The organism is Streptomyces mayonensis (assembly GCF_018982965.1).
Lineage (GTDB): Bacteria > Actinomycetota > Actinomycetes > Streptomycetales > Streptomycetaceae > Streptomyces > Streptomyces mayonensis.
Genome location: NZ_JACBYP010000174.1, coordinates 1 through 11,421 on the forward strand (window position 1 = coordinate 1; position 11,421 = coordinate 11,421).

At 71.7% G+C, this 11,421-nt stretch carries 11 protein-coding genes and 1 tRNA gene; 4 read left to right on the forward strand and 8 right to left on the reverse strand.

Features of this window, described 5'->3' with window-relative positions:
* Both HZS56_RS35520 and HZS56_RS35525 read left to right on the forward strand, forming a co-directional pair.
* The coding region (locus tag HZS56_RS35520; protein WP_216724932.1) for a GH1 family beta-glucosidase at nucleotides 1-1,253 on the forward strand (1,253 nt) is incomplete at its 5' end.
* A gap of 189 nt (nucleotides 1,254-1,442) precedes the next feature.
* Entirely contained in the window at nucleotides 1,443-2,498 is a 1,056-nt protein-coding gene (locus HZS56_RS35525) for a LacI family DNA-binding transcriptional regulator (RefSeq protein WP_216724933.1), read from the forward strand.
* Nucleotides 2,499-2,622: 124 nt separating this feature from the next.
* Here HZS56_RS35525 and HZS56_RS35530 read toward each other — a convergent pair.
* The 4 genes from HZS56_RS35530 to HZS56_RS35545 all read right to left on the reverse strand — a co-directional run bounded on the left by HZS56_RS35530 (nucleotide 2,623) and on the right by HZS56_RS35545 (nucleotide 5,621).
* Nucleotides 2,623-2,695, reverse strand: a tRNA-His gene (locus HZS56_RS35530).
* Between the two features lie 213 nt (nucleotides 2,696-2,908).
* Nucleotides 2,909-3,511 (reverse strand): oligoribonuclease, encoded by a 603-nt coding sequence (gene orn / locus HZS56_RS35535; RefSeq protein WP_216724934.1) that lies wholly within the window; start codon nucleotides 3,509-3,511, stop codon nucleotides 2,909-2,911.
* A 160-nt stretch (nucleotides 3,512-3,671) separates the two neighbouring features.
* A complete protein-coding gene (locus HZS56_RS35540) occupies nucleotides 3,672-4,883 on the reverse strand; it encodes a helix-turn-helix domain-containing protein (protein ID WP_216724935.1) in 1,212 nt (403 codons plus the stop codon).
* A 387-nt stretch (nucleotides 4,884-5,270) separates the two neighbouring features.
* Nucleotides 5,271-5,621, reverse strand: a complete 351-nt coding sequence (locus HZS56_RS35545; protein WP_216724936.1) for a hypothetical protein — start codon at nucleotides 5,619-5,621, stop codon at nucleotides 5,271-5,273.
* A gap of 293 nt (nucleotides 5,622-5,914) precedes the next feature.
* On the opposite strand from HZS56_RS35545, the gene HZS56_RS35550 reads away from it, so the two are divergent.
* Nucleotides 5,915-6,442: a universal stress protein gene (locus HZS56_RS35550; RefSeq protein WP_216724937.1), complete on the forward strand. Its 528-nt coding sequence runs from the start codon at nucleotides 5,915-5,917 to the stop codon at nucleotides 6,440-6,442.
* 296 nt (nucleotides 6,443-6,738) lie between these two features.
* Here the strand turns inward: HZS56_RS35550 and glmS are convergent, their stop codons facing one another.
* From glmS to HZS56_RS35570, 4 genes are all read right to left on the reverse strand, one after another.
* Complete coding sequence (gene glmS / locus HZS56_RS35555) at nucleotides 6,739-8,556, reverse strand: glutamine--fructose-6-phosphate transaminase (isomerizing) (RefSeq protein WP_216724938.1); 1,818 nt, start codon at nucleotides 8,554-8,556, stop codon at nucleotides 6,739-6,741.
* A gap of 33 nt (nucleotides 8,557-8,589) precedes the next feature.
* Nucleotides 8,590-8,847, reverse strand: a complete 258-nt coding sequence (locus HZS56_RS35560) for a hypothetical protein (protein WP_216724939.1) — start codon at nucleotides 8,845-8,847, stop codon at nucleotides 8,590-8,592.
* Nucleotides 8,848-8,934: 87 nt separating this feature from the next.
* A complete protein-coding gene (locus HZS56_RS35565) occupies nucleotides 8,935-9,819 on the reverse strand; it encodes a DUF4429 domain-containing protein (RefSeq protein ID WP_216724940.1) in 885 nt (294 codons plus the stop codon).
* 86 nt (nucleotides 9,820-9,905) lie between these two features.
* A complete protein-coding gene (locus tag HZS56_RS35570) occupies nucleotides 9,906-10,322 on the reverse strand; it encodes a winged helix-turn-helix transcriptional regulator (RefSeq protein ID WP_374201240.1) in 417 nt (138 codons plus the stop codon).
* A 212-nt stretch (nucleotides 10,323-10,534) separates the two neighbouring features.
* Here HZS56_RS35570 and HZS56_RS35575 point away from each other — a divergent pair, with 212 nt between their 5' ends.
* A complete protein-coding gene (locus HZS56_RS35575) occupies nucleotides 10,535-11,176 on the forward strand; it encodes an FMN-dependent NADH-azoreductase (protein WP_216724942.1) in 642 nt (213 codons plus the stop codon).
* The last annotated feature ends 245 nt before the right edge of the window (nucleotides 11,177-11,421 follow it).

Here is an 11,421-nt window from a genome sequence, read left to right on the forward strand (position 1 = left end):
ACTACCACCGCTACCGCGACGACGTGGCCCTGATGAAGGACCTCGGACTCAAGGCGTACCGCTTCTCCGTCTCCTGGTCCCGCGTCCAGCCCACCGGCCGCGGCCCCGCCGTCGAACGCGGCCTGGACTTCTACCGACGCCTCACCGACGAGCTCCTGGAGGCGGGCATCACCCCCGTCGCCACCCTCTACCACTGGGACCTGCCGCAGGAGCTGGAGGACGCGGGCGGCTGGCCGCAGCGCGACACCGCCGGCCGCTTCGCCGAGTACGCCGACATCATGGCCCGCGCCCTCGGCGACCGCGTCGGCGTGTGGACCACTCTCAACGAGCCGTGGTGCAGCGCGTTCCTGGGCTACGGCTCCGGCGTGCACGCCCCGGGGCGCACCGACCCGGCCGCCACCCTGCGCGCCGCCCACCACCTCAACCTCGCCCACGGCAAGGCGGTCGGCGTGCTGCGCGAGGCGCTGCCGTCGAGCGCCCAGGTCTCCCTCACCCTCAACCTGCACCAGGTGCGCCCGCTGACCGACGCCCCCGAGGACGTCGAGGCGGCCCGCCGGATCGACGCGGTCGGCAACCGGGTCTTCACCGGCCCGATCCTCGACGGCGCCTACCCCGAGGACCTGATCGCCGACACCTCCCACCTCGTCGACTGGAGCGGGCTGGTCAAGGACGGCGACCTCGCGGAGATCTCCCGCCCGATCGACGTGCTCGGCGTCAACTACTACTCGCCGACCGTGGTCTCCCAGCCCGCCGACGGCGCCGGCACCACCAGCAACGACGGTCACGGCGCGAGCGACCACTCGCCGTGGACCGGCGCCGGCGACGTGGCCTTCCACCTCGCCAACGACGACCTGACCGCGATGAACTGGGCCATCGACGCGAACGGACTGCACACCCTGCTGACCGGCCTGGCGAAGTCCCACCCCGACCTGCCGCTGATGGTGACCGAGAACGGCGCCGCCTTCGACGACTACGTGTCGCCCGAGGGCCGGGTCAACGACCCGCAGCGCATCGCCTACCTCCGGTCCCACCTGGACGCGGTCCGCCGGGCCGTCGCCGACGGCGCGGACGTGCGGGGCTACTTCCTGTGGTCCCTGCTGGACAACTTCGAGTGGTCCTACGGCTACTCGAAGCGCTTCGGCGCCGTCTACGTCGACTACTCCACGCAGCGCCGCATCCCCAAGGACAGCGCCCACTGGTACGCCGACGTGATCCGGCGCAACGCGCTGCCCGGGGAGCCCGAACTCGGCTGACGCACAGGGCACTTCACGTCCCTCTCCGCACCGCGAGGACCGCGGCCGGTCTCCCCGGCCGCGGTCCTCGTGTTCTCCGTCCGCGGCGCCGGGGCGGAGCCTTGGCCCACCGGGGACGACGAGGCCGGGGACACACAGGTCGGGGCTGTTACATTCCTCGCTGACGGCTGCGAAGGGAAGGCGGCGACCATGGCGGTCAACGAGGGCCGGAGCCGGGGCGCCGGGCGCCCCACTCTGGAAGAGGTGGCCGCCCACGCCGGTGTCGGCCGCGGCACGGTCTCCCGGGTGATCAACGGCTCGCCCCGGGTCAGCGACGCGACCCGCGCGGCCGTCGAGGCGGCGGTCGCGGAGCTCGGCTACGTGCCCAACACCGCGGCCCGCGCGCTCGCCGCCAACCGCACCGACGCCATCGCGCTCGTCGTCCCCGAGCCGGAGACCCGGTTCTTCGCCGAGCCGTACTTCTCGGACATGCTGCGCGGTGTCGGCGCGGAGATCACCGACACCGAGATGCAGCTGCTGCTGATCTTCGCGGGCAACGACCGGGAACGGGAGCGCCTCGCCCAGTACCTGGCCGCGCACCGGGTGGACGGCGTCCTGCTGGTCTCCGTGCACGCCGACGACCCGCTGCCCGACCTGCTGGCCGAGCTGGAGATCCCCGCGGTGATCAGCGGCCCGCGCTCGGCCGAGGAGACCCTGGCCTCCGTGGACTCCGACAACTACGGCGGCGCCCGCTCGGCCGTCGAGCACCTGCTGTCGCGGGGCCGGCGCCGTATCGCGCACATCACCGGCCACCTCGACGTGTACGGCGCCCAGCGGCGCGTGGACGGCTACCGCGACGCCCTGGACGAGGCGGGCCCCGGGGTGGACGAGGGGCTGATCGAGGCGGGCGACTTCACCGAGGAGGGCGGGCGCCGCGCTATGGAGCGGCTGCTGGGCCGCCGTCCCGACGTGGACGCCGTCTTCGCCGCCTCGGACGTCACCGCGGCGGGCGCCCGCCAGGCCCTGCGTGAGGCGGGCCGGCGCACCCCGCAGGACGTGGCGCTGGTCGGCTACGACGACTCGGCGATCGCCCGGCACATGGAACCGCCGCTGACGAGCGTGCGCCAGCCCATCGAGGAGATGGGGCGCGCGATGATCGACCTGCTCCTGACCGAGATCGCGGACCGCCGCCCGGCCACGCGGCGCACACCCCGACGGCACCAGGTGGTGCTCGCCACGGAACTGGTGGAGCGGCGCTCGTCGTGAAGCGCGCGCGGTCGGATGCCGTGAGCAGCCGGGCGCCGCGAGCAGCCCGGCGCCGCGAGCGGTCGGGTGCCGCAACGCAATCAGCCGGTGACCCTCTTTCGAAGGTCACCGGCTGACGACTCAGGGTGAGTGACGGGACTTGAACCCGCGGCCACCTGGACCACAACCAGGTGCTCTACCAACTGAGCTACACCCACCAAGGCCGGTGCTCGAATCCCGCGTGGCGGGTTTCCCGACCGGCTGAGAAAAAGTGTACAGGGTCCGAAGGGGTGCTCGCGCCCGGCTTTCCGGGCACCGCTCCCCGGCGGTTCCTGCCACGGCGCGGCTGCGTCCGGGGCCCTGTCCGGGGCCCTGTCAGGAGCCCCCTCCGGGTCCCTCTCCGGGGACCTGCACGGCGGACGCCGTGAGCTTCAGCCGGTGGACACCACGTGCTTCGCCGCGATCGCCCTCGCGGTGTCGGAGTCGGGGCCCGGCTGCGGCACGAAGACCGCCTCCCGGTAGTAGCGCAGTTCGGCGATGGACTCGCGGATGTCGGCGAGCGCGCGGTGGTTGCCGTTCTTCTCGGGGCTGTTGAAGTACGCCCGCGGGTACCAGCGGCGGGCCAGCTCCTTGACGGAGGAGACGTCGACGATCCGGTAGTGGAGGTAGCCCTCCAGCGTCGGCATGTCCCGGGACAGGAAGCCGCGGTCGGTACCGACGGAGTTGCCGCACAGGGGCGCCTTGCCGGGCTCCTTCACATGCTCCCGCACGTACTGGAGGACCCGTTCCTCGGCGTCCGCCAGCGTCGTGCCGCCGTCGAGCTCCGCGAGCAGCCCGGACGCGGTGTGCATCTCCCGCACGACCTCCGGCATCGTCCGCAGGGCCCCCTCGGGCGGCCGTACGACGATGTCGACGCCGTCGCCGAGGATGTTCAGCTCGGAGTCGGTGACGAGGGCGGCAACCTCGATGAGCGCGTCGTCGGACAGCGAGAGGCCGGTCATCTCGCAGTCGATCCACACCATGCGATCGTTCATGCGGATACCCTACGGCTGACGTCCGTCGAATGGGCCCCCGGCGTCCGTGCGGGCGCCACCGGGGGCCGCCGCCCCCGGACCCCCGCTTCGGCCTGAACGGCCTCGTCCTCGAACGCCGGACGGGCCGAAGGCGTCGGTCCGCCCGGCGTTCGAGGTGTGCTCACTGGGCCGGGCTGCGCTGCCCCGGGACCGTCGTCGCCGCCGCGGGCAGCGGCGCCGTCGTACGGCGGGTCTGGAAGGGGACCGCGTTCTCCGGGTGGAGGGCCGCCGCCGGCTGGCCGGGCTCGGGCGGTGGCAGGTGCCGGGAGGCGGCCCCCGCGGCGCCGGCGTCCGGGTCCGCCGGACGGTCGCCCTGGGGGCGGCGCGCCCGGTAGGCCGCCCGGTAGGCGGCCGGCGACGAACCCAGCTGGCGGCGGAAGTGCCCGCGCAGCGCCACCGGTGAGCGGAAGCCGCAGCGGCCCGCCACCTCGTCCACCGAGTAGTCCGACGTCTCAAGGAGCCGCTGCGCCTGCAGCACCCGCTGGGTGATCAGCCACTGGAGCGGGGCGCTGCCCGTCAGCGAGCGGAACCGGCGGTCGAAGGTGCGGCGGCTCATGTAGGCGCGGGCGGCGAGCGTCTCCACGTCGAACTGCTCGTGCAGGTGCTCCAGCGCCCAGGCGACGACCTCGGCGAGCGGGTCGGCGCCGATCTCCTCCGGTAAAGACCTGTCCAGGTAGCGCTCCTGGCCTCCGGTCCGGCGCGGCGGCACGACCAGGCGGCGGGCGAGCGCTCCGGCCGCCTCGTTGCCGTGGTCCGTGCGCACGATGTGCAGGCACAGGTCGATTCCGGCCGCCGTGCCCGCGGACGTCAGCACGTCGCCGTCGTCCACGAACAGTTCGCGCGGGTCCACGTGGACCGACGGGTAGCGCTTGGCCAGGGTCGGCGCGTACATCCAGTGCGTGGTGGCGGGCCGGCCGTCCAGCAGCCCCGCGGCCGCCAGCACGAAGGCGCCGGTGCACAGTCCGACGATGCGGGCCCCCTCCTCGTGCGCGCGGCGCAGCGCGTCGAGGGCCTCCTGCGGCGGTGGCGAGGTGATCGACCGCCAGGCGGGCACGACGACCGTGCCGGCCCGGGAGATCGCCTCCAGCCCCTGGGGCGCGGTGAGTTCCAGGCCCCCGGTGGTCCGCAGCGGGCCTTCCTCGCCCGCGCACACCAGGAGGCGGTAGCGAGGCACGCCGGCGTCCTGGCGGTCGATCCCGAACACCGAAAGCGGTATGGAACTCTCGAAGATGGGGCCGCCGCTGAACAGCAGCACCGCGACGATCTCCTTGCGGCGTCGCCCGGAGAGCTTCCGGGTCGCGGATTCCGGCGCGGCAGTGGAGTCGTGGCTCATGAGTGCTAAGCCCCCCTCGGTGGTCGCGGCGCCCTGATCCTTTCGGGTCTGTCGCTCCAACACGTTTCCCCTCGGTCCTGCACGAGTCCCCCGCCGTAGACAGTCAAGATCGAATCTACTGTGTCCCGTCGCGCCGAGGTGGCCGGTTCGGCACTCGGGACATTGTCGACATGGCAACTTGGCGTGAAGCAGTCGATCACGAAGCGTTGCACTCCGGGGCGCCACTGGGAAGTGCGCCTTGTCTCAGTGGCCAATCCCCGTAGGGTGCGCAGGTCCCCCGAGACCCTTTCCGTGCAGGTGGAACGGGGGTTTCGGGGTGGTGGAAGACCATGATGAGCCAACCTGGGAAGTTGGCTGAAAAGATGCGGAACTGTGCGCGGAAACCGGTCAGTCGACCGGTGTGTTTTTCCCAGTGTGCCGTCCGCGCCTGTGAATCGTCCCACCGGGCCGGCATCGGCGGCCGCTCCGGGGCGCCCACCGGTCGCCGGAGGGCCGGACCGCGGCCCGCTCCGCCGCCCGCTCCGAACGCCGCAGCAGCAGACGGCAGACGGCGGTGACGGCGGCCAGTCCGACGGCCGCACCGGCGGTGCCGGCGAACGAGGCGCCGTACCCCAGCAGCGCGACCGGAACGAGGAGGCAGCTGAACGCCGCCCAGCGGACGAGGTCCGTGACGCCGTCGCGCGCGGGTGCCCGGTCGGCGCGCGGCGTCGGCTCGGCGGTGCGGTGCGGACCGGACACGGGGGCTCCCTGGGGGTGGCGGTACGGAGATCAACGTCCGCGCGGCGCGCCGGTCACGTCCGGTTACGCACAGTTGAATCCTGTGCAAACCGCCTGTACAGAGCAGCAACCATTGCGTTACGGGCGCCCCCTCGGGCATGCTCCGGTGAACCCCGTGGCGGACCGCGCGCGGGATCTGGCGAAGGAGGCGTGCCGCCGTACCCTTGGGGGTATGGGGTTGGGAAGACAATTCCCGGACACAGCTCCGCCGCACTCTGTTGTCCCCCATAGAGGATAAAAACGCCGAGACAGCCATGGCCGGTCACGAATTCTTCGAACCCGCGGACCGCAAGCGGCCCGTCGCCGAACCCACGGCGGCCGAGCCCCTGGCGGCGGAAGAGCCCCGCCAGTCCTGCGATCCAGCCTTCAAGCACGGCGTCGTCGTCGGCTTCGACGGCTCCACCTCCAGCGAGCGTGCCCTCGCGTACGCCATCGGCATGGCCTCCCGGCTCAGTTCCGGCCTGGTCATCGTGCATGTCGCCAACCGGCTGCCCACCACGGTGTGGGCCGGCTGCGAACCTCCCGTCTTCGTCGACGTGCCGGACCACCGCACCGAGGTGCTCGGCCTGGAGCTGGCGTGTGCGGACTATCTCGCCGAGGTCCCCTGGATCCTGGTCGAGCGCGGCGGCGACATCTGCCACGAACTCGAGGAGGTGGGACGGGAGTACGAGGCGGACGCCATCGTCGTCGGCTCCAGCCACGGCCTGGTGGGCCGCCTCTTCGGCTCCGTCGCCGGCCGCCTCGCCAAGCGGGCGAAGCGGCCCGTGGTGGTCATCCCGTAGGGACTCCGCCCCGCCCGCTCGTGCAGTGTGAAGCTACCGACGCGTAGAGGTGTTTGTGCTCTTGTGAAGGGCATATACGTGTCACCGCACAACTGCACACTGCATCGGCCCACGAACATCTCCCGACGCGCTGCAGGCCGGCGGATGACGGCCGCCGGGTGGCCGCGCAGGCCGGGGGGCAGGGCAACCCCCGGCAGGGCAACGGCCCTCCGTGTGCTGGTGGCTCACACGGAGGGCCGTTCGCCGAAGACCGTTCGCCGAAGGAGGCGAAGGAGGCGAAGGGTCGGGAAGGCTTTCTACTCCACCGTCACCGACTTGGCGAGGTTCCTCGGCTTGTCGATGTCCCGGCCGAGCGCCAGGGCCGTGTGGTAGGCGAGGAGTTGCAGGGGGATGCCCATCAGGATGGGATCGAGTTCGTCCTCGTTCTTCGGGACGACGACGGTGTGGTCGGCCTTCTCCTGCTCCCGGTGGGCGACCGCGAGGATCTGGCCGCTGCGGGCCTTGATCTCCTCCATGGCCGCGCGGTTCTTCTCCAGCAGGTCGTCGTCCGGCACGATCGCGACCGTCGGCAGGGCCGGCTCGATCAGCGCGAGCGGCCCGTGCTTCAGCTCGGAGGCCGGGTAGGCCTCGGCGTGGATGTAGGAGACCTCCTTCAGCTTCAGGGAGGCCTCGCGGGCGACGGGGTAGCCGCGGACACGGCCGATGAAGAGCATCGAGCGGGCGTCGGCGTACTGCGCGGCCAGCTTCCTGATCTCCTCCTCCTGCTCCAGCATCTCGGAGATCTGCGCGGGCAGCCTGCGCAGCCCCTCGATGATCCGCTTGCCGTCGCGCACCGACAGGTCCCGGGTGCGGCCCAGGTGCAGGGCGAGCAGCGCGAAGGCGACGCAGGTGTTGGTGAAGCACTTGGTGGAGACGACGCAGACCTCGGGCCCGGCGTGCACGTACATGCCTCCGTCGGCCTCGCGGGCGATCGCCGAGCCGACCACGTTGACGATGCCGAGGACGCGGGCGCCCTTGCGCTTCAGCTCCTGCACGGCGGCCAGCACGTCGTACGTCTCGCCGGACTGGGACACGGCGATGTACAGGGTGTCGGGGTCGACGACCGCGTTGCGGTAGCGGAACTCGGAGGCGGGCTCGGCGTCGGCGGGGATCCGGGCCAGCTCCTCGATCATCTGGGCGCCGATCTGGCCCGCGTGGTACGAGGTGCCGCAGCCCAGGATCTTCACGCGCCGCACCGCCCGTGCGTCGCGGGCGTCCAGGTTGAGGCCGCCGAGGTGCACGGTGGAGAAGCGGTCGTCGATCCGGCCGCGCAGCACGCGGTCCACGGCCTCGGCCTGCTCGTGGATCTCCTTGTGCATGTAGGTGTCGTGGCCGCCCATGTCGTAGGAGGCGGCCTCCCACTCGACGGTGGTGGGCTCGGACGTGGTGCGGGTGCCCTCGGTGGTGTACGTGCGGAAGTCGTCGGCCTTGAGGGTGGCCATCTCGCCGTCGTCGAGGGTGACTATCTGGCGGGTGTGGGCGACCAGCGCGGCGATGTCCGAGGCGACGAACATCTCCTTCTCGCCGATGCCGAGCACGACCGGCGAGCCGTTGCGGGCCACGACGACCCGCTCGGGGAAGTCGGCGTGCATCACCGCGATGCCGTACGTTCCCTCGATGACCCGCAGGGTCTCGCGGACCTTGTCCTCCAGCTTCTCGGCACCGGAGCGGGCGACGAGGTGGACGAGGACCTCGGTGTCGGTCTCGGAGAGGAACTCGACGCCGTCCGCCTCCAGCTTGCGGCGCAGGTCGGCGGCGTTGTCGATGATGCCGTTGTGGACGACGGCGACCTTGTTGTCGGCCGACATGTGCGGGTGGGCGTTCACGTCGGAGGGGGCGCCGTGGGTGGCCCAGCGGGTGTGGGCGATGCCGGTGGTGCCCTTGAAGCGGGCCGGGACCTTGGCCTCCAGGTCGCGCACCCGCCCCTTGGCCTTGACCATCTTCAGCCCGGCCGCCTTCGGGGAGGTCACGACGACGCCCGCCGAGTCGTAGCCCCGGTACTCCAGCCGCTGGAGTCCCTCGAGGAGCAGGGGCGCGACGTCACGCTTCCCGACGTATCCGACGATTCCGCACATGTATGGGTAAACCTCGTACTCTTCCCGGCCTGCTCAGCCGTAGACGACGCGGCGCAGCTGACGGAGCGACAGCTCCGGCGGCGCGACCGCCCGGTATTTCAGTTCCGCCCCGATCCGCTCGAAGATCGTCGCGTTCACCAGGCCCTGGGCCTGGAGTTCGCGGTGGCGGCGGCGGACGTACTCCTCGGTCGTCTCGTCGAAGTAGGCGAGCACGTCCTGGACCACGCGCAGCGCCTCGCCCCGGCTCAGCGGGGTGGACCGCGTCAGGTGGTCAACGAGTTCGTCGTGCACCCGGTAGATCCTGGAGTAAGGCAGGCCCCTGTGCAAGAATCCTGCCCGATATCGGGCAGGACTGGCTCCGTCTGTGTGTCCCTGTGCCTACATCCGCTTCAGTACGGCCTGCTTGGCCAGCGCGAACTCGTCGTCCGTGAGCACCCCCGAGCGGTGCAGTTCGCCCAGCTCCCGCAGCCGGCGCAGCAGCGCGTCGTGGTCGTTCTCGGCGGCGGGGGCCCCGGCGGCAGGAGTGTCCCCGGCCGGGCCGGCCTCCTCGACGGCGGCCGGTGCGGACGGGTGCGGGAGACGGGCCTGCACGGCCGCGGCCACCAGGGCCATCAGCGGGTCCTTCTTGAACCCCCACAGCTCCACGGCGTTCGGGTCGTACTTCGGCGGCACCTTGCTCGGCGCCGCCCGCACGGTGAAACGCAGGTGCCCGTTCTCCAGGCCGACCGTCGGCTGCCACTCCACGGCCACGATGTCGGCGACGGGAAGGGTGCGGGGCCCGGCGGCCGACTTGGCGTCCTCCGCCTGCCACTTCCACTCCAGCCGCACCCGCTCCCCGTCGAAGCTCGCGATGCCGTCCCCGGCCGACACCGACAGCGGCACGGCGGGGCCGGGCAGCAGGTAGGCGTCCACCGGCCCGGACGGAACCTGGTCCAGGAGCAGGGCGTTGCGCACCTCGTCCACGAAGTACTGCGCGACGCCGTACCGGTCGGACTCCACGAGGAGCTGGTAGGGATCGTGCGGCTCGGTCAGCCGGCCGCCCGTCGCGTGCAGGAGGGGGTCCGCGCCGTCCCGCAGCCGCAGCCTGAGCCGCCCCGACTTCTTCCCCTGCTCGAACGATATGCCCGCCAACGCCGCGAGCGGCACGAGCAGTTCACCCAGTTCCTTGCGCAGCAGGCTGACGTTCTTGTCCCGTCCCGGAGTCAGCCGCAACGCGCTGCCGTCGAAGACCCACGTTCCGTCCTTCTGGATGATTTCCGCCATGCGGGGATTGTTTCATCGCCGCTGTGGACGGTGGAGGTGCAGGAAGGGCTCCCCGTACCTGCCGCCCGAGTCGGGGCGAGCCCGGATCAGGAACGGGGAGGAGCGGTGGCGGCGCCACCCCCGGAACGGTGGGCGCGGATCTCCCCGTGGTGGTCCGCGGCCCAGTCGACCAGCCGCATGACGATCTCGTGCAGGCCGCGGCCGAGCGGGGCGAGGGCATACTCCACGCGCGGCGGGACCTCGGCGTAGGCAGTGCGCGTGATCAGTCCGTCCTCGACGAGCTGGCGCAGGGTGTGCGTGAGCATGCGCTGGGAGATGCCGGGGATGTGGCGCTGCAGGTCGGTGTAGCGCAGGGGTCCGTTCTCCAGGACGGCGACGACCAGCAGGCTCCACTTGTCGCCGACCCGGTCCAGCACCTGCCGGACGAAGGGCATGCTCTCGGCGGGGATCTTCGCGCACGGCCCGGTCGCGGCCGCCATCTCCGTATCGGTGCCGTCCGGCATGGCTCCCATTCCTCTCCGTCGCGCACACCCGTGTGCCTTTTGTGGCGGCTTCCATACTGGCGCATCATGGCGCTACGAACAAACAGTAGGAATCGGAGTTCAGGCCGTGAAAGCAGAGATCCGCAGCGCCGGACTCTTTCCGGGCTAGCTCCGGACTCCCTCCGTACTCCCTGCGTACTCCCTCCGGACTTTCTTCGAAAGGCGTGACCGACATGTCGTACCTGCTGCACATCGACTCCTCCTCGCTCGGCGAGGCCTCCGTCTCCCGCCAGGTCGCCCGGTCCTTCCGCGCCCGGTGGCAGGGCCCGGTCGTCCACCGCGACCTCGCTGCCTCACCGGTGCCGCACCTGACGGCGGCGGGTGTCACCGCCCGTGACACCGACCCGGCCCGGTACACCCCCGAGCAGGCCAAGGCGCGGGCACTGCAGGACGAGCTGATCGAGGAGTTCCTCGGTGCCGGCGCGTACCTGTTCACGGTGCCGATGTACAACCTGTCCATGCCGTCGGCGTTCAAGGCGTGGCTGGACCAGATCCTCGTCACCGACCGAACCTTCACCCACACCGGCGCCTCCCCGGCCGCGGGCCGTCCCGCCCTGCTGATATCCGCCCGCGGCGGCAGCTACGGCCCCGGCGCGCCCAGGGAGGGCCTGGACTACCTGGTGCCCACGCTGGAAACCGTCCTGGGCCACGAGGACCTCCTCGGCCTGGACGTCACCACCGTGACGCCCGAGCTGACCATGGCCCCCCACGCGCCGGCCCTCGCCTCGCTCCTCCCTCTCCACGAGGCGTCCATGACGGCCGCCCACGACCACGCACGCGCCCTCGCCGAGCCCTTCGCCGCACGAGCCGCCTGACCGGCGTCACAACCGGGCGCCGAACGCTTCGGCATCACCGTGACCGCCGGCCCGCGGACGGAGGGGCGTCCCCGAGTGCGGTCCTCGGGGATGCCTGTCCGTGGTGGCGGGTCTCCGCCGCACGCCGGTTCTCTCCCGAACACGGCAGTCGGCACCGGAACACCTCAACGCGCCAGCCGCTGTCAGCCTCCTCCTCCTGCCCCGCCTCTTGCTTTGCGGGGTTTCTGAGGCTGTTCCGCAGTCGG

Coding starts and splice junctions, on each gene's coding strand:
- glmS (WP_216724938.1), bottom strand. CDS start 8,556: ATGTGCGGAATCGTCGGATACGTCGGGAAGCGTGACGTCGCGCCCCTG.
- HZS56_RS35550 (WP_216724937.1), top strand. CDS start 5,915: ATGGCCGGTCACGAATTCTTCGAACCCGCGGACCGCAAGCGGCCCGTC.
- HZS56_RS35570 (WP_374201240.1), bottom strand. CDS start 10,322: ATGCCGGACGGCACCGATACGGAGATGGCGGCCGCGACCGGGCCGTGC.
- orn (WP_216724934.1), bottom strand. CDS start 3,511: ATGAACGATCGCATGGTGTGGATCGACTGCGAGATGACCGGCCTCTCG.
- HZS56_RS35575 (WP_216724942.1), top strand. CDS start 10,535: ATGTCGTACCTGCTGCACATCGACTCCTCCTCGCTCGGCGAGGCCTCC.
- HZS56_RS35525 (WP_216724933.1), top strand. CDS start 1,443: ATGGCGGTCAACGAGGGCCGGAGCCGGGGCGCCGGGCGCCCCACTCTG.
- HZS56_RS35540 (WP_216724935.1), bottom strand. CDS start 4,883: ATGAGCCACGACTCCACTGCCGCGCCGGAATCCGCGACCCGGAAGCTC.
- HZS56_RS35565 (WP_216724940.1), bottom strand. CDS start 9,819: ATGGCGGAAATCATCCAGAAGGACGGAACGTGGGTCTTCGACGGCAGC.